This window comes from Mesorhizobium sp. A556, assembly GCF_054489545.1.
Genome location: NZ_JBTMXA010000004.1, coordinates 87,012 through 109,996, shown reverse-complemented (window position 1 = coordinate 109,996; position 22,985 = coordinate 87,012). Strand labels below are relative to the sequence as shown.

Here is a 22,985-nt window from a genome sequence, read left to right as displayed (position 1 = left end):
GCTCAGAAAGCGCTGCCGGCAGCTTATGCGAGGGGCACGAGCGCCGCCAGTTCGCGCATGTCGTCGAACAGGATGCCGCCGGCGCCGGCCAGTCCTTCACGGTCGGAATGCGGGTCGCCATGGTAGGAGAAAACACGCATGCCCGCCGCGATGCCGGCTTGCGTTCCGGCCACGCTGTCCTCGATGACGATGCAGTCGGCCGGTGCGAACCCCATCGTCTTCGCGGCATGAAGGAACAGATCAGGTGCTGGCTTGCCGTGCGCGACCATGGTGGCGCTGAACAGCACGTCGGAAAAATGCGGCAGCAACCCGGTCTGGCCGAGCGTCAGCAGCATCTTGTCGACACGGGCCGAGGAGGCGACGCAATGGGCGATGCCGGCGGACTGCACCGCTGCAATGAAGGTTTCCACATGGGGGATCGCCTCAACGCCCGCGCCGAACAGTTCGGGCAGCCCACGATACCAGCGCTCGACGAAATCATCGCCGAGATCGGTGCCGGCAGCCTTCAACTCGGCATGGACCGAAGACAGGCTGCGGCCGCAAAACTCTTTTCGCGATTGCTCATAGGTGACGGGATAGCCGGCCTCGGTGATCCATTGCGCGAGCCGCCGGTTGGCAAGCGTTTCGGTGTCGACCAGCACGCCGTCGCAATCGAAGATGACCAGTTTCGGCGCGGCCATTCAGGCGGTTCCCGTTGAGCCGAAACCGCCCGCACCGCGCACCGTCTGGCCGGCAGCATCGCGTTCCTCGACGGTCGCTTGCGTGACCTGCGCGAAGACGATCTGCGCGATGCGCATGCCGCGCGTCACCACGAAATCCTCGTCGCCGAGATTGATCAGCAGCACCTTGACCTCGCCGCGGTAATCGCTGTCGATGGTGCCGGGCGTGTTCAGGCAGGTGATGCCGTGCTTGAAGGCAAGGCCCGAACGCGGCCGGATCTGGCCTTCCATGCCCAGCGGGATCTCCATGGTAAAACCGGTCGGCACCAATGCGCGTTTTCCCGGCAGGATCAGAAGCGGCCTGTCGTCGTCGACGGCGGCGCGCAAATCCATGCCGGCAGCACCAGCACTTTCATAGTCGGGCAATGGCAGGCCCGCGCCATGCGGCAGGCGAACGAAACCGACGGCGGGGCCGACGACGAATGATCTCGGAGATGATGCGGACATGGCGAACCTATCGTGCGGTGGATCGGCACCGTCAATTGCCGGACACCTCTATCAACGGATTTCTTACCCGTTTCGAGGGGGGGGGCCGGGCCGTGGCATTTACTGTTTGTTACCCATGATGAGCGATTGTGGCGGCATCGCAGCCTGCCAGAAAGATCACGACAATGTGCCGATGGGCGGCCTATCTCGGCGAACCGGTGTTTCTGGAAGATATCGTGTCGGCGCCATGCCATTCGCTGGTGGCGCAGAGCCATTGCGCCGAGCAGGCCAAGACATCGACCAATGCCGACGGCTTCGGCCTCGCCTGGTACGGGGAGCGGCCGCAGCCGGGTCTCTACCGCGACATCCTGCCGGCCTGGGCCGACGCCAATCTGAAAAGCCTGTGCGGGCAGATCAAATCGGGCCTGTTCCTCGCCCATGTCCGCGCCTCTACCGGCGGCGCCACCAACCGCGCCAATTGCCATCCTTTCGTCAGCGGGCGCTGGTCGTTCATGCACAACGGCCAGATCCTCGGCTTCGACAGGATAAGGCGGGCGCTGGAGGCGAGCCTGCCGGAAGCGCTCTACGACCAGCTCGAAGGCGGCACCGATTCCGAACTCTTTTTTCTCCTGATGATCGACGAGGGGCTGGCCGTCGATGCGCAGAACGCGGCGGCGCGCGCCACGGCGCGCGTCTTCCAGGCTGCACGCAACGCCGGCATCGAACCGGCGCTGAAGCTGACCGCCGCCTTTTCCGACGGCGAAGCGCTGCATGCCGTGCGCTATGCCAGCTACGGCGAGGCGCCGACGCTTTATACCGGCCCGTTCCGCGACGGCATCGGGCGGGCGCTGGTCTCCGAACCCCTGGACCGCGAGGGCGAACAGTGGCAGGCGATCCCGCCGTCGAGCTTCGTCACCATGACCCGCTCCGGCATCACGGTGCGGCCCTTCGCGCCGGCCGAAGCCGCCCAATTGTCGCTTGCCGGCTGAGCCAGTTCGGGCGCTTTCGTTTCCGTTCGACATGGCGGCGGCAGGCTGGTAAAAGCCGGCGCATCAACGGATTCCCGAAATGACCGAGACGATTAAAGACGCCGTGCCGCGCCGCCGGACCTTCGCGATCATCGCCCACCCCGACGCCGGCAAGACGACGCTGACCGAAAAGCTTTTGCTGTTCGGCGGCGCGATCCAGCTTGCCGGTGAGGTCAAGGCCAAGAAGGACCGCATCCAGACGCGTTCCGACTGGATGAAGATCGAACGCGAGCGCGGCATCTCGGTCGTCACCTCGGTGATGACCTTCGAATATGGCGACAACGTCTTCAACCTGCTCGATACGCCGGGCCACGAGGATTTTGCCGACGATACCTACCGCACCCTATCGGCGGTCGACAGCGCGGTGATGGTCATCGACGCCGCGCGAGGCATCGAGCCACGCACGCTAAAGCTGTTCGAGGTGTGCCGGCTGCGCAATATTCCAATCATCACCTTCGTCAACAAGATGGACCGCGAGGCTCGCGACACATTCGAAATCCTCGACGAGATCGAACAGAAGCTGGCGCTGGATACCGCGCCGATCACATGGCCGATCGGGCAGGGCAAGACTTTTTCCGGCACCTACCATCTGGCCGATAATGCCGTGCGCCGGGGCGATGCCGAAAAAGAGCGCACGCCGGTCAGCGGCCCGGATTCCAACCGCGTCGCCGGCCTTTTGCCGGAAAACCAGCGCGAGGCCTTCATCGAGGAACTGGAGCTGGCGCGCGTTGCATGCCGCCCCTTCGACCTCGAAGCGTTCCGCGAGGGGCACCTGACGCCGGTCTATTTCGGCTCGGCGCTGCGCAATTTCGGCGTGCGCGACCTGATCGAGGCGCTGGGCGCCTACGGGCCGCCGCCGCGCGCGCAGGAAGCCGACATCCGCACGGTCGAGGCGACGGAGGAGAAGATGACCTCCTTCGTGTTCAAGATCCAGGCCAATATGGACCCGAACCACCGCGACCGCATCGCCTTCGTGCGCGTCTGCTCGGGCCGGCTGGAGCGCGGCATGAAGGCCAAGCTGGTGCGCACCGGCAAGCCGATGAGCCTGTCGGCGCCGCAGTTCTTTTTCGCCCGCACCCGCGTCACTGCCGACGAAGCCTATGCCGGCGACGTGGTCGGCATTCCCAACCACGGCACGTTGCGCATCGGCGATACGCTGACCGAGGGCGAGGAACTGCTGTTCCGAGGCGTGCCCAACTTCGCGCCGGAAATCCTGCGCCGCGTGCGCCTTGGCGACGCCATGAAGGCCAAGAAACTGAAGGAAGCGTTGCACCAGATGGCCGAGGAAGGCGTGGTGCAGTTATTTTCGCCGGAGGACGGCTCGCCGGCCATCGTCGGCGTCGTCGGCGCGCTGCAGCTCGACGTGCTGAAGGAGCGGCTCAGCGTCGAATACATGCTGCCGGTGGATTTCGAGATTGCGCGCTTTTCCGTCTGCCGCTGGATTTCGGCCGACGACAAGGCTGAAGTCGACCGCTTCATCGAGGCGCATCGCGGCGATATCGCCCGCGATCTCGACGAGGACCCGGTGTTTCTGGCGCAGCACGCCTTTTCGCTCAACTACGAAGCCGAGCGCTGGAAGGCCATCCGCTTTGCGGACGTAAAAGACTATCAGGTGCGCGACGCTTAGAGCCCGATCACACCGGCAGACCAAAAGCCTTTCGGGCGATCAGGCAGTCGCCGTCACCCGGCATGCAGGCGCGGCAGACGTCGGGACGGATTTCGTAAATCGTGCAGGAAGTGGCCTGGCCGACCTTGCCGGCCAGCGCGGAACAGCGTGTACCTGCGCATCGCATGCCGGTTTCGTTGACAGCCACGAGCTTGGCTGGAATCCGCTCAAGCTGCGCGTCATCTTCCATAGAGAAACGGGGCCACTCGGATGAGTAAGAGCAGCACGCGCCGCAGCTTTGGCAGTCGAATTCCGGGATAAGCGGCAAAGCAGTCGCCAAGGCGTTACTTTTTCTTTCGGCCCCTGGCGGCCGGCTTTACGGTTTCCGCCTCGAACAGATCGGCGTCGCTGCCCGCTGCATCCGCTGTCGATGTCTTTTCATCGATGGCCGGAGCGGGCTTGCCGGCCTTTGCCGGCGGCGTCTTTGACTGATCCTTGGTCGAAAACTTTATCGCCATGGATCAATCCTCATCCGAAAAGCGGGACGACACCGCGCGTGGGTTGCGCAGCCGGCCGATCAGCGCCGCGACGGCGGTGATGTTCATTTCCTCGGGCGACCAGTTTTTCGCGTCCTCGATATGACGTGGGGCAAGCTCGCGATGCGTGCTGCCGCTATAGGCGGCCTCCGCATGCACGGTCACCTGGTGGGTCTTCTTGTCCTCGAGCGCATATTCGATCAGGTAGTTCGGGCATTCCGAGCGGCTGAGCACGCCCAGCCGCACCTGTGCGTCGCCATGAACGCGCCGGCAATGCTCCAGCTTTTCAAGGACGCGTCGAACATATTCGACCGGCTTGGTCAGCCGTTCGACGACATCTGCAATGGTCGAATCGGCGGCGATGCCGTCCTGTACCGCACGTTTAGCCATTAGCGTCGTCCCGTCCGTTTCGGCGCAGCCTTGGTGGCCGCCGCCAGTTCTTCCGCTTCCTTTTCCAGCCGCAACTCCCGCAACCGAGCGGTCTTCACTTCCCGCGCATGGCTGGCCGCTTCCTGCTCCGAAACGATCCGATTAAGCGACATGGCCTGGGTTTGCGTCTTGCTGAACATGGATTCGGCCTGGTCGCGGGATCGCTTGGACGGTTCGCTCACATTCTTGCTCCTGACCTAGAGTGCCCCTGATAGAGCAAAAACCATTGCAGTACCAGAAATCGACCCGGTCGCTTCGGGGCGCCCCTCACGCGGGGCGAAAACTGAAAGAGGCCAGGCCTTCGCCTGACCTCCCGTAAATTCCACGCCGCCGGCGCCAGTACATCCGTGGTCGCCGGCGCGTTGAATTCGTGTCAGCCCGCCTTCAACTGGTCGGCGGACATCTTGCCGGACTTGTTGTCGCGGACCATCTCGTAGCCAAGCTTCTGGCCTTCGGCGAGATCGCGCATTCCGGCGCGCTCGACAGCGGAGATGTGGACGAAGACGTCGGCCGAACCGTCGTCAGGCTGGATGAAACCGAAACCCTTGGTGGCGTTGAACCATTTAACTGTGCCTGTGGCCATAACGAACCCTTTCCATGGCAATACTCGTTCACCGCCGCGCGGATGCGTTGCGGTTTTTCGTCCCGATTTTTGATGGGAAGTTCGTCAGGAGCGCGCTGTACGCGCGCATAACAAAAGTCGTTCAAGCAAATATCGACAAGGCATAGGTAGGCCTGTTCCGGCCTAAAGTCAAATTCCGGTTCGAAGGGCAGCAAACAGGACGGCCGCTGCGCCGGTTATTTTTGCCGCGCAAGCGCTTCGCGAACCGATACGGCAAGCGCGCGCAAATCGGCTTCATCCAGCCGCCCGATCCCTTCGGCCAGCAGATTGGCAAGCTCGGTGGCCGCCGGCGTCAACCCCGACGTGTCGAGGATTACGCGCGGTTGCGACAGCTCGGCCAGCCGCGCCAGTTCTTCCGCGTCATCCCAGATGACGTTGAAATAGCCGATGATCTTCTGGATCAGCGTCCAGCTCGGCGCGCTGCGGCGACCATGCTCCAGCGCCGAAAGATAGGCCGGGCTGACGCCGATGGCGGCCGCCATCGCCTTCTGGCTGACGCCGCGCTCGTGCCGCAAGGCGCGCATCTTCTCGCCGAGCGGGGTCATGGTCTGGTCCGCCGCAGCCGCACGTAAAGCGCGCCCGCGCCGCCGTGCTGGCGCGCCGCGTGGTCGTGGCTGGAAACCAGCATGCGGAAAGCCGGCGTGGAAAGCCATGCCGGCACCGAACGACGCAGCACCCCGTCGCCGCCGGAAGAAGAACCCTTGCCGGTGATGACGAGTACATAGCGGATACCGCCGGCATGCGCGCGCTGCAGAAAGGAAAACAACAGCATATAGGCTTCGTCCTGCGTCAGGCCGTGCAGATCGACCCGGCCCTCGATCGGCAGCCTTCCCTTGGACAGCTTGTCCAGCGTCGGTTCGTCGAGGACATGCGAAACCCGCATGGTCTTGGCCTTGGGCGCGGCGGCAGGGGGAGGAATGATCTTGGCCGGCTCCACCGATGTCACCTTCCCTTCGAGGCTCGGGACGGGAACGGCGACCGCAATCGTCCCCTTCAGGGGCTTGGCCGTTCGCGCCACCAGGCTCCACAAGACCCGGTCTTCCTCTTTCAGCCCGCTTTCGGGAAGCCGCTTCATCGATTCGGTCCCGAAACGAGGCTGCGGGGAATCAGCGCGTAGAAATCCGCCGGATTGCGCACGACACCGGCGATCTCGCCCGCCGCATCGCCTGACCCGGCAAACAGGTCGCCGCGCGTCGGGCCGGTAATGGCCGAGCCGGTGTCCTGCGCGATCATCAGGCGGCGGAACTTTTCGCCGCCGAACGCCGTCAGCGTCGGCGCGTCAATGTAGAACGGCGTGCCGAAGGTGTGCAGCAGGCGGTCGACGGCAACCGAACGGCCCGGCGTCAGCCGCACCTTTGCTGCAGCAATGGGACCAAGCGCTGGATCGTCCACCGCCGCCTCGCGGAAGAAAATATAGGAATGATTTTGCCAGAGAATCTCGTCGATTCGGCCGGGATTGGCCTTGAACCAGGCGCGAATCGACTGCATCGTCACTTTTACGAGCGGAATTTCGCCCATTTCCGCGAGGATTTTGCCCGGACCCGAGAAACGCTGGCCGGATTTTGCGGCATAGGTGACGCAGGTTATGCGGCCATCAGGCATGACAAGCCGGGCGGCGCCTTGCACATGGATGAAGAAGGCGTCGACCTTGTCGGCCAGCCAGGCGATTTCCAGCCCCTTGCCGGCCAGCGCGCCGCGTTCGATCGATTCGCGTCCGAAATATTCTACCGACCCAGCGGGCGTTTCGCGGGCAAAAGCGAGATAGGGGTCCATTCCGTCGGGGCGGTTGGCATCGTCGACATCGACCAGATCGACGGGTCGTGCCAGCAACGGGACGGAGAAAGCGTCGGTGCGGACCGGGGATGCGGCGACTTCTGGCTCGTAAAAGCCGGTGACGAGACCCGCCTCGCCCGCTTCCGGCACGATCAGGGCCGGTGCGAAAAACCGTTCGAAAAAGGCCCTGGCCTCATCTCGATTCGCCAGCGAAACGTTTCGTGCCGCTTCATAGCTGTCAGCGAAAGCGCCAAAATCCACGCCAAGCGAGCCCGAGCGGTAGGGCTTGGTCAGGACATGGATGGCAGAGCGGCGGAATGCCTCGAAGGCGGGCAAATGATCGTCCCGCACCCAGCCGGGCAATGCCTCGAACGGCGTGGGACGGAAAAGCGCAGAGAGCGACATGGAGGCCTCGCTGCCGCCCGAAAAATCAATCTTCTTCTTCGGTCGCGACCAGCTTCCAGTTCGGATCGCGCGAGCGGCTATCGCGGGCGAATGTCCAGACATCCTTGACCTCGGCGACGGTTTCCGGATCGCCGTCGACAACCGTGCCCGCCTGGTCGAGGGTGGCGGAAATAAGCTCGCTGACGATGCGCAGCGTGATGTGCGCCTCGCCGCCCTTCATCTCGGCCGAGACGATGTCGGCCTTGTCGATGCCGACGAAGGACGACTGGATTTTTTCCGACTTCGCTTCGCGTTCGCCGATCGCGGCGACGAAGCCGTCATAGACTTCGCGCGACAAAAGGTTCTTCAGCGTCTTCCGGTCGCCATCGGCATAGGCCATGACGATCATCTCGTAGGCCATCTTGGCGCCGTCGACGAAGGTCTTGGGTTCAAACGTCGGGTCGTTGTCCTTGATGGTGCGCAAGCCCTTGTTGAGATCGGTATCGGGCTTGGCGAATGCGTCGATGGACGCATAGGCATCCACGGGCGGCTCGCCGGGCGCGCGCTTGCGCGGCAGCGAAATGACGTTCTCCGCCGCGCTGGTTGCATCCTTGGCCGTCGTCCGGCTCGCGGTATAGGGATCGAAGGGCGGCCGCTCGCTACCGGTGCGCCGGCCGAGCACGTTGCGCAGCTGGAAGAAGATCACCACTGCCGCGACCAGAAAGAAAATCGTGCCGAAGTCGAAGAATCCCATGTCTTGCGCCATCAATCCCTGTTGCGGCCGGTAACGGCCATCCATGCCAGCGCATGGCGTTCGATCATCAAAGCATATAGAACGTGCCTTGCCATCATTCAAATCAAAGGCAGGCATACCTATCTAGGGTCGGGAGTGCCAGCGGCGATTGCGTGCGCATGGCCCAACACGAACCGATCGGGCAAGAATTGCGTATCTCGACCCTTCCTTTGCTATTTTTAGCGCTTCCTTTCCTGGAAATAGCCGGATTTGTCGTCGTCGGCCGTCAAATCGGCGCGCTGGCGACGGTCGGGCTGGTTCTCGCCTCCACCGTGGCGGGATCGATGCTGCTGCGCCAACAGGGTTTTGGCGTCATGCGCCGCGTGCGCGCCGAAGTGGAGGCCAAGCGCGACCCCAGCCGCCAGCTTGTTCACGGCGCCATCATGGTGCTGGCGTCCGTGCTGCTGATCGTTCCCGGCTTCATCACCGATCTGTTTGCGCTGCTGCTGCTTTTGCCGCCGGTGCGCGATTTTGCCTGGCGCGCGCTGAAAAGCCGTGTCGTCGTTGCCGGCAATTTCGGCATGCCCGGATTCGGGGGCGGTTTTCGCCGCCGTGACGAAAACAAGACCATCGATCTCGACAATGACGACTTTTCCCGCGATGGCGCAAAGCCCGACCCCAACTCGCCATGGCGCCGGCTCAAGGACGAGTGAGCCCCCGGTCGCGGCAAGCCCGGAACAGTGGAAAACCTTGTCTTGTCATGCCGCCCATGGTAGCCAACGCCCGATTTTAATTCGGGCCCAGACGGCCCAGGCAAGAGGATAGGGCATATGGCCGAGAACAACGACGCGCCGGCCGGCGCTGCAACCAACGGAACCGGCGCGCAGCCTTCGCTCAACGTGCTTGCCCAGTATGTGAAGGATCTGTCGTTCGAAAGCCCCGGCGCGCCGAATTCGCTGCGCGGCCGCGACAAGGCTCCCGGCATCGCCATCAACGTCAACGTCAACGCCAACCCGCTGTCGGACAACCAGTTCGACGTCAATCTGACGCTGAACGCCAAGGCCTCCTTCGACAAGGAAGTGCTGTTCAACGTGGAACTGGTCTATGGCGGCGTCTTCTCAGTCAGCGGCTTTCCGCAGGAACACATGCTGCCGATCCTGTTCATCGAATGCCCGCGCCTGTTGTTCCCGTTTGCCCGGCAGATCGTCGCTGAAGCAACGCGCAATGGCGGCTTCCCGCCGCTGATGCTCGACCCGATCGACTTCGCGCAGATGTTCCAGCAGAAGATGGCCGAGGATCAGGCCGCTTCCAAGGTCCAGGTCAGCTAAGACCAACCAGACCCCTGCCCTTCATGCGAAAAACCCGGCCTGGCGCCGGGTTTTCTTTTAACGACTGGCGACTTTGAGCCAGAGCGCCTTTTCGCCCAGCGTCTCGACCATGCCGGCATGGGCCGCACGGTCTTCCTCCGTCAGCCGTGGTGGCAACGGCACTGGCCGCGCGCGAATGGCGACGGTAATTTGGCCTATCTCCCGGCGGTCGGCGGCCGGGGCCATGCTGTCGAGGCCAAGGGCTGCCTGCTTGCCGCCGATCAGCTCGATATAGACCTCGGCCAGCAGTTCCGAATCGAGCAGCGCGCCATGCTTGGTGCGATGCGTGTTGTCGATGCCGTAGCGGCGGCACAGCGCGTCGAGCGAATTCGGTCCCATCGGATGCTTCCGGCGCGCCAGCGCCAGCGTATCGATGACCCGAAGCGGATCGATCACCGGGTGGCCAAGCCGCCCGAACTCGACATTGAGAAAGCCGATATCGAAGCCGGCATTGTGCGCGACCAGCTTGGCCCCGTCGATGAAGCTGAGAAACTCTTCCGCGATTTTGTGAAAGCCAGGCTCGTTGGCCAGGTCGGCGGCGCTGATGCCATGCACGGCCTGCGCGTCCGGGTGAATGGCGCGGCCCTGCGGATTGATGAATTTATGGAAGACGCGGCCGGTCGGGAACCGGTTGACCAGTTCGATCCCGCCCAGTTCGATGACGCGGTCTTCCCGCGAATCGAGGCCGGTGGTTTCCGTGTCGAAAATGATTTCACGCAAATCAGCAAACTCCGCCAAGCGAGGGTTTTGCCCCAAAATGGCGATTCGCGCCATGCGGGGCAAGATCACGAGGCGGGCGGCGCGGCCTTATCCCCCGCGAGTTCGACGACAATCCTTTGCACCGCCGCGCGGGTGGTATCGAAACTTCCGCCCGTATCGATGATGAAATCCGCCTGCCGGCGCTTTTCGGCATCGGGCACCTGCCGCGCCAGGATCGACGCCAGCTTTTCCTCGCTCATGCCCGGCCGTGCCAGCACGCGCTCGCGCTGGGTGTCTGCCGCAGCGCTGACGACCACGACCTTGTCGACACGGTCGCGCCCGCCCGTCTCGAACAGCAGCGGAATGTCGAGAACGACCAGCGGGACATTGGCGGCGCGGTGGCGCGCGACAAAGGCATCGGCATCGGCGCGCACCAGCGGGTGGACGATGGCTTCCAGCCTTTTCAGCGCCGCCTTGTCGCCGAGGACGCGCCCGGCCAGCCTTGAGCGGTCAACCACACCGTCGACAACTGTTCCCGGAAAAGCCGCCTCGACCAGCGGCGCGGCGCGGCCGGCGTAGAGACGATGCACCGCCTCGTCGGAATCGTGCACCGGCACGCCGGCTTCAGCGAACATTTTCGCGGCGGTCGACTTGCCCATGCCGATCGAGCCGGTGAGGCCCAGCACGATCATATCTTCTCGCCTCCAAGATCGGCGACGATCAGCCCGCGCAGTTCCGAAGTCACCTCAGGGCGGACGCCGAACCAGTGCTCGAAACCGGGCACGGCCTGATGCAGCAGCATGCCCAGCCCATCGACCGTTTTCAATCCGCGCTGCCGCGCAGCGGCGAGCATGGGCGTTTCCAGCGGCACATAGACGATGTCGGTAACGATGGCGTGGCCGGGCAGCCGCGCCGGATCGGCCGCAAGCCCCTCATTGCCATGCATGCCCAGCGCCGTCGTGTTGATGAGCAGACCGGCATCCGCCAGCAGCTCGTCGGTCGCTGCCATCTCATGCGCAGAAACGCCGACGCCAAAGCGATGCGCCAGTTCCTGCGCCCGCGAAAGCGTGCGATTGACGATGCGGATGTCTTTCACGCCGCGCTTTTTCAGCGCATGGATCACGGCGCGAGCAGCCCCGCCGGCACCCAGCACCACTGCAGGGCCGTTCTGCGCCCAGCCGGGAGCATATTCATCGAGGTTGGCGGCAAAGCCATGCGCGTCGGTATTGCCGCCGCACAAGATACCGTCTTCAAACCACAGCGTGTTGACCGCGCCGATTTCTTCCGCCGCCTCGTCTCGACGCTCAACCGAGGCGAAAGCCGCTTGCTTGTGCGGGATGGTGACGTTGCCGCCGCGAAAGCCCTGCTCCTGAAGGCCGGACAGGAATCCGGTGAAACTTTCGGGAGCCACGTCGATGGCCTCGTAGCTGCCGTCGATGCCGTATTGCTTGAGCCAGAACCCGTGGATTTTCGGTGAGCGGGAATGGGCGATGGGGTGGCCCGTCACAAATGCCTTCTTCAGGCGTTCAGCCATCGATGGCTCCCAGCTTGCGCAATTCAGCCAATACGGCGAGCAAGGGCAGGCCAACAATGGTGAAATAATCGCCCTCGATCTTCTCGAACAGTTGAATGCCTTCGCCCTCGATCTGGTAGGCGCCGACGCTGCCCAGCGCCTTTTCGCCGACGCGCGCCAGATGGCGGCCGATGAAGGCCGGGTCGAGCTTGCGCATGGTGAGACTGGCAATGCCGACATACCGCCACAGCACTGCGCCGTCGCGCACCAGAACGGCCGCGCTGTTCAACTGATGCGTCTTCCCCGACAGCGCCAGAAGATGTCGGCGCGCGCCTTCCATGTCGGCCGGCTTGTGGAACATTTCGTCGCCCAGCGACAGCGTCTGGTCGCAGCCGAGCACCAGGCCGCCGGTTTTCTTTTCGCTGACATCGACGGCCTTGGCTTCGGCCAGGACCAGCGCGACATCCTCGGGCGAAACCCCGCTATCGTGCAACGGCGCTTCGAGCGCGCGCTCGTCGACGCTGGCGGCAATCGCTTCCACCGCGATGCCGGCATTGACCAGCAGCGCCCTGCGAAACGGGCTTGAAGAAGCGAGGATGATTGTTTCGGTCATGTTCTTTCCCGGTTATCGTCTCGGCTCGATGCGGCTATCGCTTGCCGCGCAAGCCCATGATCGCGGCCGCGGTTTCCTCGATGGAACGGCGGCTGACATCGATCATCGGCCAGCCGTGGCGGGTGCAAATTTTGCGGGCGTAAGCGAGTTCCTCGGTGATTGTCGCCCGGTCGACATATTCGTTCGGCTCATAGCCCGCGGTCGTGCCAAGCGTGCGGCTCTGGCGGACATGAGAGATGCGCTCCGCCGTCGCGATCAGCCCGACGACCAGCGGCGTTTTCGCCTCGATCAGGCTTTCGGGCACCGGCACGCCCAGCACGATCGGAATATTGGCGGTCTTGATGCCACGGTTGGCGAGATAGATGCTGGTTGGCGTTTTCGAGGTGCGCGAAATGCCGATCAGCACGATGTCGGCATCTTCCATGTTGAGCGGCAATTGGCCGTCATCATGTTCCAGGGTGAAGTTGAGTGCATCGATGCGCCGGAAATATTCCGCGTCGAGCACATGCTGCGCGCCGACGCGCCGACCCGCCGGTGCACCGAGATAGGACTGGAACACGCTCAGCACCGGCTCCAGCACCGAGACGCATGGAAGACCCATGGCCGCACAGCGTTCGTCAATGACGCGCGCCAGATTCTGGTCGACCAGCGTATAGAGAATGATGCCGGGTTCTTCCTCGATATCGTCGAACACCTTCATCACCTGCTTTTCCGTGCGGATGAGCGGATAGATGTGCTCGATGGCGCGCGCGTCCTTGTATTGCGCCGAGGCGGCACGGCCTGCCGCCAGCAGCGTTTCGCCGGTGGCGTCGGAAATCAGGTGCAGGTGAAAGAAGCTGTGCGGTTTGTTCACAGGGTCTCTGGATGGGTTGTGGGTTGATGTGGACAAGGTCGGTACCCGGGACGGTTAGGAAAGACCGGACTGTATCAGATGCCCACTTGTCCACAATTCGATGCGGCGAGAGATTCTTCGGCGGCTGGGGACAGTTGTGGGGATCGACAGGACTGGCTCTGCCTTATCCCCATCGGTCTGGCCGGACTGATCTTTTACAACCCTGATTAAAAAGGATAATTCCATGTTTTCCCCGTTGTTCTCAAGCCCCCGAAAAACAACACGCGACAATATGCTGTCTGGCCTTTTTGCCGCCTTTTCTGGACAAGAGCCAACCACCACAACCAACAGACTCTTAGAATCAGAAGACTCTTTTCGATAGAATCTTTAATTATAGATAGATTAGGGAATAGGAGGCTCGATGCCTGCAAACCGGATCGTTCTGGACGTGCTGAAGGGCGAGACGGTGTTTCCGCCGCCGCTCTGGATGATGCGCCAGGCCGGGCGCTATCTGCCGGAATACAGGGAAGCGCGCAAACGCGCGGGTTCCTTTCTCGACCTCTGCTACAATCCCGATTTCGCCGTCGAGGTGACCCTGCAGCCGATCGAGCGCTTCGACTTCGACGCATCGATCCTGTTTTCCGATATTCTGGTCGTGCCGCATGCACTGGGCCGTGATCTGCGTTTCGAGGAAGGACGCGGGCCGATGATGACGCCGATCACGGCCGCTGAAATCGCGGTGCTGGATGGCGAAAAGTTTCACGTGAATCTCGAACCGGTTTACGAAACGGTGCGCCGCTTGCGCCGGAAACTGCCGGACAAGACCACGCTGATCGGCTTTTGCGGCGCACCATGGACCGTCGCGACCTATATGGTCGCCGGGCATGGAACGCCCGACCAGGCGCCGACGCGGTTGTTCGCTTACCGCGAACCGGCGGCGTTTGCCCGCCTGATTTCCATTCTTGCCGACTACTCGGCAGCCTATCTCATTCGCCAGATAGAGGCGGGTGCTGACGCCATCCAAATCTTCGATTCGTGGTCCGGCATACTGGACGAGCCCTCCTTCGAAGCCTTTTGCGTGGGGCCCGTTGCCGAGATCGTGCGGCAGGTGCGCGCCGTCTATCCGGACGTGCCGATCATTGGCTTTCCGAAGGGGGCTGGCGCGCATTATGCGACCTATCGCCAGAAGACGGGCGTTACGGGGCTTGGCATCGACTGGACGATGCCCCTGTCGGCAGCGCGTGAGCTTCAGAAGCAGGGCGCGGTACAAGGCAATCTCGACCCGCTGCGCCTGACGGCTGGAGGTGCGGCGCTGACCGACGGCGTCAGCGCCATCTTGAAGGCGCTGGGCGGTGGACCGTTGATCTTCAATCTGGGGCACGGCATTACGCCGCAAACGCCCGTCGCTCATGTCGAGCAGATGGTGAAAATGGTACGGGGCGCTGCGCGATGACGGTTAACCCTTCCGAAACCAACGGTGCGCACGCGATGAAGCGGGTTATCGTCTCAGGCGTCGTTTTCGTCGTGCTGATCGGCCTGCTTTTCTGGCTGCTGCCGCTGTCGTTCTACCCTTGGGCGAAAGCCATTCATGTCGTCGCCGTCATCGCGTGGATGGCCGGCATGCTCTATCTGCCCCGGCTTTTCGTCTATCACGTCGATGCCGAAACGGGCTCCGTGCAGTCCGAGACGTTCAAGGTCATGGAGCGGCGCCTGTTGCGCGGCATCATCAATCCGGCGATGCTGGCCACCTGGGCGTTCGGCCTCTGGCTGGCCTGGACGGGCTTCGGCTTCCAGGGCGGTTGGCTGCATACGAAGATCGCGCTGGTGGTGGCGATGTCGGCGGTGCATGGCTATCTGTCCGGGGCGGTGCGGAAATTCGCGCAGGATCGGAACACGAAATCGGCCAGGCACTGGCGCATCGTCAACGAAGTCCCTACATTGCTGATGGTCCTCATCGTGATCCTGGTGATCGTGAAGCCTTTCTGAGGTTCTTCGACGCGCAAAAGCCCGCTTGCTCTTTCGCCGATCCGGCGATAAAAGGCGGGTCTTCCTTCCCGCCATGCGCCGCCCTTGTCTGTTTGCGGCCGCGCCGGCACTCATCGCATTCCGCCGATCAATTTCCCCTCGCTCATTCAGAGTCCGTCTATGCAGGAAATGAAACTCACCGAGTTCAAGAACAAGAAGCCGCCGGAGCTGATCGCTTACGCCGAATCGCTCGAGGTCGAGAACGCCAGCGTCATGCGCAAGCAGGAACTGATGTTCGCGATCCTGAAGAAGCTGGCCGCCCAGGATGTCGAGATCATCGGCGACGGCGTCGTCGAGGTGCTGCAGGACGGTTTCGGCTTCCTGCGCTCGGCCAATGCCAACTATCTGCCGGGTCCGGACGATATCTATATCTCGCCGTCGCAGATAAGGCGCTTTTCGCTGAAAACGGGCGATACGGTCGAGGGTCCGATCCGCAGCCCGAAGGAAGGCGAACGCTATTTCGCGCTGCTCAAGGTCAATACGATCAATTTCGACGACCCGGAGAAGATCCGGCACAAGATTCACTTCGACAATCTGACGCCGCTTTATCCGACGCAGCGGCTGAAAATGGAACTGGAGGTTCCGACCTCCAAGGATATTTCACCGCGCGTCATCGACCTGGTCGCGCCGCTCGGCAAGGGCCAGCGCGCGCTGATCGTGGCGCAGCCGCGTACCGGCAAGACGGTTCTGTTGCAGAACATCGCGCATTCGATCACCACCAACCACCCGGAATGCTATCTGATCGTGCTTCTGATCGACGAGCGGCCGGAAGAAGTCACCGACATGCAGCGCTCGGTGAAGGGCGAGGTCGTTTCCTCGACCTTCGACGAACCGGCGGTGCGCCACGTTCAGGTCGCAGAGATGGTCATCGAAAAGGCCAAGCGCCTGGTCGAGCATGGCCGCGACGTCGTCATCCTGCTCGATTCGATCACGCGTCTTGGGCGCGCCTACAACACCGTCGTGCCGTCATCCGGCAAGGTACTGACCGGCGGCGTCGACGCCAACGCCCTGCAGCGCCCCAAGCGCTTCTTTGGCGCGGCGCGCAACATCGAGGAAGGCGGCTCACTGACCATCATCGCCACCGCATTGATCGACACCGGCAGCCGCATGGACGAAGTCATCTTCGAAGAGTTCAAGGGTACCGGCAACTCGGAAATCGTGCTCGACCGCAAGGTCGCGGACAAGCGCATTTATCCGGCCATGGACATCCTCAAGTCGGGTACCCGCAAGGAGGACCTGCTGGTCCAGAAATCCGATCTGCAGAAGATCTTCGTGCTGCGCCGTATCCTCGCCCCGATGGGCACTACCGACGCCATCGAGTTCCTGATCGACAAGCTGAAGCAGACGAAATCCAACGCCGATTTCTTCGATTCGATGAATACCTGATCGGGACGCCTGACTGGAGCGGGGACGCCCGGAGTAATCCGGGCTCAGCCTGCTGACAAACCGTTGGCGAATCCACGCCGTCATCCTCGATCTTGTGCCGCTGTTGACGGCGTGTGAACAGATGCCTTTGTCAATGAACTGCACCCGGATTTATCCGGGCTGGTGCTCTATTATGTGGGCATCGGATTTTGCCAAAAACCGGTGACGTTTTTCGGTTCGATGCTGTGGTCGTCAGTTGCGGCGCAATTTGGCTTCCAGTTCGACCGGGTCCGCTATTGCAGGCAGGCACATCTGACCGGAGCACAAATACGCACCGGCGCGGTCCGTGGGTGGCAAAGCGCCGCCCGGCAGTACGGGTAGATTCGGAGCCGTCCCGATTGGGATGAACACATCGACCCGGCGGGGGTCGGGATTCCGATTCGCAACCGTAACGAGCTGGGGCTCTGTGGGGTTTTCCACCACCACGAGCTTCAACGGTTCGATCACCAGCGCACATGCATTAACGATGCCGGCCTGCCCGTAAGCCTGCTTCGCGGCCCGTCCGGCTGCGTGTTCAGCCACCAGACCGGCGTGCCTCTCCAGTTGCTCATCGCCCGTCAGAGACGATAGAAGCGATAGCGCCTCGATGATCTGGCTTGTTGCCGACGCAATGGCTTCGTCCACATCGCCTCTTATACGCATCGGAACATCGGCGCTATCGGACGCGGTCAGATAGTAGCCTGTCTGTTCGGCGTCGGCATGCCAGCGGTCGAGTTGGCTCAGGAATTGCTGAGCATGGGCAATGTACTGCCGGTTGGTCGTTGCCTCGAAGAGTGCCACGGCAGCACGGATCATGGCGGCGTAGTCGCTCGAAAGGGCGGGAAACAGCTTCTGGCCGCTAAGCATGGAGTGCGGCAGTCTGCCGGCCTCGCTCGCACCCGCGATGGAGGCGAAGGCTGTCTCGGCGGCTGCGATCCAGTCGGTCCAGCCAAGGGCGCGACCAGTCTCGGCAAGGGCCGCTATCATCAACCCGTTCCAGTCCGTCAGCACCTTGTCGTCTCGCGCCGGCCTTACCCGGCCCTCGCGTACGGCCAGCAGCCTTGCCTTGAGGGGCGCCAGTTCGGCCTGGGCGTGTGTGCTCTCGCTGCGTTGCGGGTCGGTCTGGTGGAGGATAGGTTCGCCTTCCCATCCGGCCGGCGCGGAAAGCGTCAGATATTTGAACAGCGCGCTGGAATCGTCTCCCAGCGCGGTGTCGATTCCGCTCCGCGTCCAGGTATAGAAGAGCCCCTCCTCGCCGTCGCTGTCCGCGTCCAGGCTGGAAGCAAAAGCCCCGCCTTCGGCGCGCATTTCTCGAAACAGCCAATCGACGGTCTCTTCGATTCGGATACGGAACAAATCATTGCCGGTCTGGGCGTAGGCCCAGCTGCAAAGCCGGAGAAGCTGGGCATTGTCGTAGAGCATCTTCTCGAAATGCGGGATAAGCCAGGCTGCATCGGTGGAATAGCGGCTGAGGCCACCGCCGATGTGGTCGTAGATGCCGCCGCCAAGCATTTTTTCGAGGCTGACGAGCACGCCATCGCGATGCGCGGGGTTCCCGTGCTTGAGCCAGGAAAGCCACAATGTCTGCATGAACGGGGCGTTGGGGAATTTCGGCGCGCCGCGAAACCCGCCGGCCTGCATGTCGATCATGCCGTAAACGCCTTCGGCAAGGGACGCCAGGGCGCTCGGATCGAGCGTGCCTTTTGGGTGCGTGCCGGCCAGCCGCGCCTCGACATGCCGGATGAGCCCGTCGGCGCTTTCTGCGAGATCAACCTTCTTTTCCTCCCATGCCTTGGCTACGGCCTCCAATATCTGCACGAAACCCGCCCGCCCGTAGCGCGGCTCCGGCGGAAAATAGGTCCCACCCCAGAAAGGCTTGCCTTGCGGCGTCAAAAACATGGTCAGCGGCCAACCGCCCTGCTCTCCCATCGCACTCAGAGCCGCCATATAGATCTGGTCGATGTCGGGCCGCTCCTCGCGATCGACCTTGATATTGATGAAATGCCGGTTCATGACAGCCGCGACCGCCTCGTTCTCGAAGCTTTCATGGGCCATCACATGGCACCAATGGCAGGCGGCATAGCCGATGGAAAGCAGGATTGGGCGATCCAGCGCCTGAGCTTCTGCGAGTGCGGCCGGCGACCACCCGCGCCAATGGACCGGATTGTGGCTATGCTGCCGAAGGTAGGGGCTGGTTTCGGCGGCGAGCAGGTTTTGCGGGGGCATGGGCACGGCGTGTTCAATCTGCGATAGGGCTTTTGTTACCAAGCGTAGAAGGGTTCGGTGAGGCCGGCAATGATATTCACGGATACGATTGTAGCGCTTTCCAGCGGACGGCTGCCGGCGGGTGTCGCGGTGGTCCGTATATCCGGCTCACAAAGCCGATTCGTAGCCGAAACGATTTCCGGCCCGATTCCTCCTCCACGCCAGGCGAGCTATCGGACCTTGAGGAACGGTGACGGTGGGGTGCTTGACCGTGGCCTTGTGCTCTTTTTCCCCGGACCGGGAAGCTTCACTGGCGAAGATAGTGCGGAATTTCACGTTCATGGAAGTCGTGCTGTCGTCGCGGCGCTGCTTGATTGCCTCGTTTCCTTTCCGGGGGTTCGCCATGCCGAACCCGGCGAGTTCACGCGGCGCGCATTTCTTAATGGCAAGCTGGACCTGACCGAGACTGAAGCGTTGGCCGACCTGCTCAACGCTGAAACGGAAGCACAGCGGCGTTTCGCCATGCTCAATGCTTCCGGCGCCCAAAGCGAACTCTATGGCGCATGGCGAAAGCGCCTGATTCATGCCCGCGCCATGGTGGAAGCCGATATCGACTTTGCCGATGAGGAAGATGTGCCGGGCTCGGTTGCGGATTCGGTGTGGAGGGACGTCGACGCGCTGCAGAGCGAGATGGAGACGCATATCGAAGGCTTCCATGCGGCGGAAATCATGCGTGACGGCTATGATGTAGTAATCGTTGGCGCACCGAACGCCGGCAAGTCCAGTCTTCTCAACGCATTGGCGCGCCGGGACGCGGCCATCGTTACGGAGGAAGCGGGCACGACGCGCGATCTGATCGAGGTAGCGCTGGATATAGGCGGGCTGCGTGTTCGGGTGACGGACACGGCAGGTATCCGCGCCGGTGCCGGTTCTGTCGAGGCCATCGGCATCGAGCGGGCACGTGAGCGGGCACATTCGGCCGATCTGGTCCTGGTCCTGCTGGACATTAACGCACCGGTACCGGTTGACCTGGATTTCGGAGGTATTGCGACGTTGAGGATCGGTACCAAATCTGATCTCGTAGCACGACCGGCAGCAGAGCAGTTTGATCTGGCTGTCTCGACAAGAGATGGGCAAGGTCTCGGTGAGCTTCTTGCGAAGATCGGTGCGCGCGCAGCAGAAGCGGTAGGAAGCGCCGGTGACGTCCTGCCGTCACGCGCGCGCCATGTCGAACTGCTTAGGGAGACGGTGTGCTATATGCAGGAAGCGGTTCATTCGACCGACCTCGCGCCGGAACTTCGTTGTGAATCGCTACGGCTTGCAGGCCATACACTGGGCCGGATCGTGGGTACGGTCGACGTTGAAGACCTGCTTGACGTCATATTTTCGCAGTTTTGCATCGGCAAATGATTCACGTGAGACATTGAGCAGGACCTGGCGTGACTCACGTGAAACAACCAGGGGTGAAATGCCGTGGTGGGTGTTTCACGTGAAACTTTTCCCGCCATCGTCTTGACACGGTGCCGTTCCCGATTACACCGCGATAAACCCCGGAGCCCGCCATGCGCGAAAACTACGATGTCATTGTTGTCGGTGGCGGCCACGCTGGATGCGAGGCCGCCAGCGCGGCTGCTCGAGCCGGCGCGCATACGGCGTTGGTTACGTTGCGCTTTGACACGATCGGCGTCATGTCCTGCAACCCGGCTATCGGTGGCCTCGGTAAGGGACATCTCGTGCGTGAGGTCGACGCGATGGACGGGTTGATGGCGCGGGTTGCCGACGCGGCCGGCATCCAGTTTCGTATGCTGAATCGGCGCAAGGGGCCGGCCGTTCGCGGCCCACGGGCGCAGGCGGACCGAAAACTGTATCGCCTGGCCATGCAGGCAGCGATACGCGAGCAATCCCGGCTTGAGGTTGTCGAGGGCGAAGTCCTCGATTTCGAGATCGTGGACGGCAGAATCGGGGCGGTCATTCTCAGTGATGGTCGCCGTCTTACGTGCGGCGCTGTTGTCTTGACCACCGGGACGTTCTTGCGGGGGCTGATTCATATTGGCGAGCGCAAGATCGTGGCTGGGCGCATGAACGAGCAGGCCTCACTCGGGCTGTCGGCGACCATGGCGCGGATAGGGTTTACGCTGGGCAGGCTCAAGACAGGGACGCCGCCTCGCCTCGACGGGCGAACGATCGATTGGGCATCTCTGGCAAGCCAGGCGGCAGACGAAGATCCAGTTCCCTTCTCACTCATGACGGATGCGATCCGGAACCCGCAGATCGATTGCGGAATTACCCGTACTACACCGGCGACCCATGACCTTGTCCGCGCAAATCTCGGGCGGTCGGCCATGTATTCCGGCTCGATCCAGGGTATCGGGCCACGGTATTGTCCTTCGATCGAAGACAAGATCGTCAAGTTCGGCGACCGGGATGGGCATCAGATATTCCTGGAACCGGAGGGGCTGGACGATCGCACCGTCTATCCGAACGGAATTTCCACGTCGCTGCCCGAAGACGTTCAGCTCGACCTGCTCAAGACCATCCCCGGTCTTGAACGGGCCGCCATGCTGCAACCGGGTTATGCCATCGAATACGATCATATCGACCCGCGCGAACTGGAACCGACGTTGGAGGCAAAGCGTGTGGGCGGACTGTTTCTCGCGGGCCAGATCAACGGGACGACGGGCTATGAAGAGGCCGCGGCCCAAGGGCTGGTCGCTGGCCTTAATGCGGCGCGGCTAGCAGCCGATGGCGCGCCTATCATGCTCAGCCGGACGGAGGCGTATATCGGGGTGATGATCGACGATCTGACCAGCCGCGGCATCGCCGAGCCTTACCGGATGTTCACGTCGCGCGCCGAGTTCAGGCTTTCGTTACGGGCCGACAATGCAGACGAGCGTCTCACACCTATGGCTGAAGACCTGGGCATTGTTTCCAACGAGCGAAGCCAACGCTTCAAGCAAGGCCGGGAACGGTTGGATATGGCTCGTAAATTGGCGGTTTCCGTCAGCGTAACCCCAACCGAAGCCGGCAAGCATGGGCTCGAAGTCAACAGGGATGGGGTGCGCCGATCCGCCTATGATCTGTTGAATTATCCCGGAGTCGATGTCGCCTGGCTTGCTCGCCTTGATCCGGCCTTCGCGCAGATTGACAGCAAGACGGCGGAACATTTGGAGACTGAGGCGAAATATGCGGTTTACCTGGACCGGCAGAAGGCTGGTGTCGAACAGATCCGGTTCGAGGAAGGCCGTTTGATTCCTGCCGATTTCGATTTCGGCGGCATATCCGGCCTATCGAACGAGCTGAAGCAAAAGCTGATGGAACGCCTGCCGCGGTCTGTGGCGGATGCGCAGCGTATGGAGGGCATGACTCCGGCCGCGCTCGCCCTTGTCGTTGCGCATGTGGCCAACGCGGAAGCCTCGGCGCGCCGGGGTGCGGCATGAGCGCGCTTCATCGATCCGTTTCCGACATCGCAGGGCCGGTTTCACGTGAAACATTTGAACGGCTCCAAACGTTCGAGCAAATGTTCCAGAAATGGAACAGGAGCATCAATCTGGTGGCCGGATCTACGGCGGCGGACGTGTGGGAGCGCCATATCCTCGACAGTGCCCAGCTTCTTCGGCTGGCGCCGACGGCGAATCGCTGGGTCGATTTGGGCTCCGGCGGCGGGTTTCCGGGCTTGATCCTTGGCTTTCTGCTCGCCGAGCGGCAAGGGGCTGTTGTTCACCTGATTGAGAGCAATCGCAAGAAAGCGTCCTTCCTGCAGACGGTGACGGGCCAGTTCAATCTGCCGGCGCGTGTCCACGCACGGCGTATCGAGCACAGCTATCCTCTTGTTATCGAACCGCAAATCGTCACCGCTCGAGCGCTCGCGCCGCTGCCGTTACTGCTCGGCCTGGCTGCGCCATGGCTGACCGGTGGGGCAATTGCGCTCTTTCACAAAGGCCGGGATTACCGGAGCGAGGTGGAAGAAAGCACTCAACGCTGGTCTTTCGATCTGATAGAACATGCAAGCATGATCGACCCGCAAGGCGCCATTCTCGAAATTCGGAACCTGCGGTCGCTATGATGGGCAGT

At 62.3% G+C, this 22,985-nt stretch carries 27 protein-coding genes; 10 read left to right on the top strand and 17 right to left on the bottom strand.

Annotated elements, in window-relative coordinates:
• Window positions 1-23 precede the first annotated feature (23 nt).
• Together ACX3P0_RS10955 and dut are read right to left on the bottom strand one after the other, a co-directional pair.
• Entirely contained in the window at window positions 24-680 is a 657-nt protein-coding gene (locus tag ACX3P0_RS10955) for an HAD family hydrolase (RefSeq protein ID WP_459088409.1), read from the bottom strand.
• The gene (gene dut / locus ACX3P0_RS10950; protein ID WP_459088407.1) at window positions 681-1,166 is read right to left on the bottom strand and encodes a dUTP diphosphatase; all 486 of its coding nucleotides are present in this window, start codon (window positions 1,164-1,166) and stop codon (window positions 681-683) included. It lies immediately after the preceding gene.
• 164 nt (window positions 1,167-1,330) lie between these two features.
• Here dut and ACX3P0_RS10945 point away from each other — a divergent pair, with 164 nt between their 5' ends.
• Both ACX3P0_RS10945 and ACX3P0_RS10940 read left to right on the top strand, forming a co-directional pair.
• Complete coding sequence (locus ACX3P0_RS10945; protein ID WP_459088405.1) at window positions 1,331-2,134, top strand: class II glutamine amidotransferase; 804 nt, start codon at window positions 1,331-1,333, stop codon at window positions 2,132-2,134.
• A 79-nt stretch (window positions 2,135-2,213) separates the two neighbouring features.
• Complete coding sequence (locus tag ACX3P0_RS10940) at window positions 2,214-3,800, top strand: peptide chain release factor 3 (RefSeq protein ID WP_459079098.1); 1,587 nt, start codon at window positions 2,214-2,216, stop codon at window positions 3,798-3,800.
• Window positions 3,801-3,807: 7 nt separating this feature from the next.
• On the opposite strand, the gene ACX3P0_RS10935 is transcribed toward ACX3P0_RS10940, so the two are convergent.
• From ACX3P0_RS10935 to ACX3P0_RS10895, 9 genes are all read right to left on the bottom strand, one after another.
• On the bottom strand, window positions 3,808-4,119 hold the full coding sequence (locus ACX3P0_RS10935; protein ID WP_459088403.1) for a YkgJ family cysteine cluster protein: 312 nt from the start codon (window positions 4,117-4,119) through the stop codon (window positions 3,808-3,810).
• Between the two features lie 4 nt (window positions 4,120-4,123).
• Complete coding sequence (locus ACX3P0_RS10930; RefSeq protein WP_459079096.1) at window positions 4,124-4,297, bottom strand: hypothetical protein; 174 nt, start codon at window positions 4,295-4,297, stop codon at window positions 4,124-4,126.
• A gap of 3 nt (window positions 4,298-4,300) precedes the next feature.
• Window positions 4,301-4,705 (bottom strand): hypothetical protein, encoded by a 405-nt coding sequence (locus ACX3P0_RS10925; protein WP_459079095.1) that lies wholly within the window; start codon window positions 4,703-4,705, stop codon window positions 4,301-4,303.
• Complete coding sequence (locus ACX3P0_RS10920; protein WP_459079094.1) at window positions 4,705-4,926, bottom strand: hypothetical protein; 222 nt, start codon at window positions 4,924-4,926, stop codon at window positions 4,705-4,707. The genes ACX3P0_RS10925 and ACX3P0_RS10920 overlap by 1 nt, the downstream gene beginning before the upstream one ends.
• Before the next feature lie 191 nt (window positions 4,927-5,117).
• Complete coding sequence (locus tag ACX3P0_RS10915; RefSeq protein WP_459079093.1) at window positions 5,118-5,327, bottom strand: cold-shock protein; 210 nt, start codon at window positions 5,325-5,327, stop codon at window positions 5,118-5,120.
• Window positions 5,328-5,542: 215 nt separating this feature from the next.
• Complete coding sequence (locus ACX3P0_RS10910; protein ID WP_459079092.1) at window positions 5,543-5,911, bottom strand: helix-turn-helix domain-containing protein; 369 nt, start codon at window positions 5,909-5,911, stop codon at window positions 5,543-5,545.
• Window positions 5,908-6,441 (bottom strand): Smr/MutS family protein, encoded by a 534-nt coding sequence (locus tag ACX3P0_RS10905; RefSeq protein ID WP_459088401.1) that lies wholly within the window; start codon window positions 6,439-6,441, stop codon window positions 5,908-5,910. The genes ACX3P0_RS10910 and ACX3P0_RS10905 overlap by 4 nt, the downstream gene beginning before the upstream one ends.
• The gene (gene mltA / locus ACX3P0_RS10900) at window positions 6,438-7,544 is read right to left on the bottom strand and encodes a murein transglycosylase A (RefSeq protein WP_459088399.1); all 1,107 of its coding nucleotides are present in this window, start codon (window positions 7,542-7,544) and stop codon (window positions 6,438-6,440) included. Before mltA ends, ACX3P0_RS10905 begins: the two co-directional genes overlap by 4 nt.
• 25 nt (window positions 7,545-7,569) lie before the next feature.
• A complete protein-coding gene (locus tag ACX3P0_RS10895) occupies window positions 7,570-8,277 on the bottom strand; it encodes a Tim44/TimA family putative adaptor protein (protein WP_459079089.1) in 708 nt (235 codons plus the stop codon).
• Window positions 8,278-8,435: 158 nt separating this feature from the next.
• Between ACX3P0_RS10895 and ACX3P0_RS10890 the strand changes: the two genes are divergently transcribed.
• Both ACX3P0_RS10890 and secB read left to right on the top strand, forming a co-directional pair.
• A complete protein-coding gene (locus ACX3P0_RS10890; RefSeq protein ID WP_459088397.1) occupies window positions 8,436-8,969 on the top strand; it encodes an FxsA family protein in 534 nt (177 codons plus the stop codon).
• A gap of 117 nt (window positions 8,970-9,086) precedes the next feature.
• Window positions 9,087-9,584: a protein-export chaperone SecB gene (secB, locus tag ACX3P0_RS10885; RefSeq protein ID WP_459088395.1), complete on the top strand. Its 498-nt coding sequence runs from the start codon at window positions 9,087-9,089 to the stop codon at window positions 9,582-9,584.
• A 57-nt stretch (window positions 9,585-9,641) separates the two neighbouring features.
• Here the strand turns inward: secB and dnaQ are convergent, their stop codons facing one another.
• From dnaQ to ACX3P0_RS10860, 5 genes are all read right to left on the bottom strand, one after another.
• Window positions 9,642-10,343 (bottom strand): DNA polymerase III subunit epsilon, encoded by a 702-nt coding sequence (gene dnaQ / locus ACX3P0_RS10880; RefSeq protein WP_459079086.1) that lies wholly within the window; start codon window positions 10,341-10,343, stop codon window positions 9,642-9,644.
• Between the two features lie 65 nt (window positions 10,344-10,408).
• Window positions 10,409-11,014 (bottom strand): dephospho-CoA kinase, encoded by a 606-nt coding sequence (coaE, locus tag ACX3P0_RS10875; RefSeq protein ID WP_459079085.1) that lies wholly within the window; start codon window positions 11,012-11,014, stop codon window positions 10,409-10,411.
• On the bottom strand, window positions 11,011-11,856 hold the full coding sequence (locus ACX3P0_RS10870; protein ID WP_459088393.1) for a shikimate dehydrogenase: 846 nt from the start codon (window positions 11,854-11,856) through the stop codon (window positions 11,011-11,013). The genes coaE and ACX3P0_RS10870 overlap by 4 nt, the downstream gene beginning before the upstream one ends.
• On the bottom strand, window positions 11,849-12,448 hold the full coding sequence (locus ACX3P0_RS10865; RefSeq protein WP_459088391.1) for a Maf-like protein: 600 nt from the start codon (window positions 12,446-12,448) through the stop codon (window positions 11,849-11,851). Before ACX3P0_RS10865 ends, ACX3P0_RS10870 begins: the two co-directional genes overlap by 8 nt.
• A gap of 34 nt (window positions 12,449-12,482) precedes the next feature.
• Complete coding sequence (locus ACX3P0_RS10860) at window positions 12,483-13,301, bottom strand: pyruvate, water dikinase regulatory protein (protein WP_459088389.1); 819 nt, start codon at window positions 13,299-13,301, stop codon at window positions 12,483-12,485.
• A gap of 400 nt (window positions 13,302-13,701) precedes the next feature.
• Here ACX3P0_RS10860 and hemE point away from each other — a divergent pair, with 400 nt between their 5' ends.
• The 3 genes from hemE (at window position 13,702) to rho (ending at window position 16,691) form a co-directional block, all read left to right on the top strand.
• Window positions 13,702-14,733, top strand: a complete 1,032-nt coding sequence (hemE, locus tag ACX3P0_RS10855) for a uroporphyrinogen decarboxylase (protein ID WP_459088387.1) — start codon at window positions 13,702-13,704, stop codon at window positions 14,731-14,733.
• Window positions 14,730-15,266 carry a protoporphyrinogen oxidase HemJ gene (gene hemJ, locus ACX3P0_RS10850; protein ID WP_459088385.1) on the top strand — a complete coding sequence of 179 codons (537 nt, stop codon included), beginning with the start codon at window positions 14,730-14,732 and terminating at the stop codon, window positions 15,264-15,266. The genes hemE and hemJ overlap by 4 nt, the downstream gene beginning before the upstream one ends.
• A 159-nt stretch (window positions 15,267-15,425) precedes the next feature.
• Window positions 15,426-16,691, top strand: coding sequence for a transcription termination factor Rho (gene rho, locus ACX3P0_RS10845; RefSeq protein ID WP_459079079.1), 1,266 nt, complete (start codon window positions 15,426-15,428; stop codon window positions 16,689-16,691).
• A gap of 231 nt (window positions 16,692-16,922) precedes the next feature.
• Here rho and ACX3P0_RS10840 read toward each other — a convergent pair whose 3' ends face one another.
• On the bottom strand, window positions 16,923-18,935 hold the full coding sequence (locus ACX3P0_RS10840) for a thioredoxin domain-containing protein (RefSeq protein ID WP_459088383.1): 2,013 nt from the start codon (window positions 18,933-18,935) through the stop codon (window positions 16,923-16,925).
• A 69-nt stretch (window positions 18,936-19,004) separates the two neighbouring features.
• Between ACX3P0_RS10840 and mnmE the strand changes: the two genes are divergently transcribed.
• The 3 genes from mnmE to rsmG all read left to right on the top strand — a co-directional run bounded on the left by mnmE (window position 19,005) and on the right by rsmG (window position 22,977).
• Window positions 19,005-20,324, top strand: a complete 1,320-nt coding sequence (mnmE, locus tag ACX3P0_RS10835) for a tRNA uridine-5-carboxymethylaminomethyl(34) synthesis GTPase MnmE (RefSeq protein ID WP_459088381.1) — start codon at window positions 19,005-19,007, stop codon at window positions 20,322-20,324.
• A 152-nt stretch (window positions 20,325-20,476) separates the two neighbouring features.
• Window positions 20,477-22,351 carry a tRNA uridine-5-carboxymethylaminomethyl(34) synthesis enzyme MnmG gene (mnmG, locus tag ACX3P0_RS10830; RefSeq protein ID WP_459088379.1) on the top strand — a complete coding sequence of 625 codons (1,875 nt, stop codon included), beginning with the start codon at window positions 20,477-20,479 and terminating at the stop codon, window positions 22,349-22,351.
• A complete protein-coding gene (rsmG, locus tag ACX3P0_RS10825; RefSeq protein ID WP_459088377.1) occupies window positions 22,348-22,977 on the top strand; it encodes a 16S rRNA (guanine(527)-N(7))-methyltransferase RsmG in 630 nt (209 codons plus the stop codon). Before mnmG ends, rsmG begins: the two co-directional genes overlap by 4 nt.
• The last annotated feature ends 8 nt before the right edge of the window (window positions 22,978-22,985 follow it).

Coding starts and splice junctions, on each gene's coding strand:
- ACX3P0_RS10910 (WP_459079092.1), bottom strand. CDS start 5,911: ATGACCCCGCTCGGCGAGAAGATGCGCGCCTTGCGGCACGAGCGCGGC.
- ACX3P0_RS10940 (WP_459079098.1), top strand. CDS start 2,214: ATGACCGAGACGATTAAAGACGCCGTGCCGCGCCGCCGGACCTTCGCG.
- secB (WP_459088395.1), top strand. CDS start 9,087: ATGGCCGAGAACAACGACGCGCCGGCCGGCGCTGCAACCAACGGAACC.
- ACX3P0_RS10905 (WP_459088401.1), bottom strand. CDS start 6,441: ATGAAGCGGCTTCCCGAAAGCGGGCTGAAAGAGGAAGACCGGGTCTTG.
- ACX3P0_RS10865 (WP_459088391.1), bottom strand. CDS start 12,448: ATGACCGAAACAATCATCCTCGCTTCTTCAAGCCCGTTTCGCAGGGCG.
- mnmG (WP_459088379.1), top strand. CDS start 20,477: ATGCGCGAAAACTACGATGTCATTGTTGTCGGTGGCGGCCACGCTGGA.
- mnmE (WP_459088381.1), top strand. CDS start 19,005: ATGATATTCACGGATACGATTGTAGCGCTTTCCAGCGGACGGCTGCCG.
- ACX3P0_RS10930 (WP_459079096.1), bottom strand. CDS start 4,297: ATGGCGATAAAGTTTTCGACCAAGGATCAGTCAAAGACGCCGCCGGCA.
- mltA (WP_459088399.1), bottom strand. CDS start 7,544: ATGTCGCTCTCTGCGCTTTTCCGTCCCACGCCGTTCGAGGCATTGCCC.
- dut (WP_459088407.1), bottom strand. CDS start 1,166: ATGTCCGCATCATCTCCGAGATCATTCGTCGTCGGCCCCGCCGTCGGT.
- ACX3P0_RS10955 (WP_459088409.1), bottom strand. CDS start 680: ATGGCCGCGCCGAAACTGGTCATCTTCGATTGCGACGGCGTGCTGGTC.
- ACX3P0_RS10915 (WP_459079093.1), bottom strand. CDS start 5,327: ATGGCCACAGGCACAGTTAAATGGTTCAACGCCACCAAGGGTTTCGGT.
- coaE (WP_459079085.1), bottom strand. CDS start 11,014: ATGATCGTGCTGGGCCTCACCGGCTCGATCGGCATGGGCAAGTCGACC.
- ACX3P0_RS10895 (WP_459079089.1), bottom strand. CDS start 8,277: ATGGGATTCTTCGACTTCGGCACGATTTTCTTTCTGGTCGCGGCAGTG.
- hemJ (WP_459088385.1), top strand. CDS start 14,730: ATGACGGTTAACCCTTCCGAAACCAACGGTGCGCACGCGATGAAGCGG.
- ACX3P0_RS10925 (WP_459079095.1), bottom strand. CDS start 4,705: ATGGCTAAACGTGCGGTACAGGACGGCATCGCCGCCGATTCGACCATT.
- ACX3P0_RS10870 (WP_459088393.1), bottom strand. CDS start 11,856: ATGGCTGAACGCCTGAAGAAGGCATTTGTGACGGGCCACCCCATCGCC.
- rho (WP_459079079.1), top strand. CDS start 15,426: ATGCAGGAAATGAAACTCACCGAGTTCAAGAACAAGAAGCCGCCGGAG.
- hemE (WP_459088387.1), top strand. CDS start 13,702: ATGCCTGCAAACCGGATCGTTCTGGACGTGCTGAAGGGCGAGACGGTG.
- ACX3P0_RS10840 (WP_459088383.1), bottom strand. CDS start 18,935: ATGCCCCCGCAAAACCTGCTCGCCGCCGAAACCAGCCCCTACCTTCGG.
- ACX3P0_RS10945 (WP_459088405.1), top strand. CDS start 1,331: ATGTGCCGATGGGCGGCCTATCTCGGCGAACCGGTGTTTCTGGAAGAT.
- rsmG (WP_459088377.1), top strand. CDS start 22,348: ATGAGCGCGCTTCATCGATCCGTTTCCGACATCGCAGGGCCGGTTTCA.
- ACX3P0_RS10890 (WP_459088397.1), top strand. CDS start 8,436: ATGGCCCAACACGAACCGATCGGGCAAGAATTGCGTATCTCGACCCTT.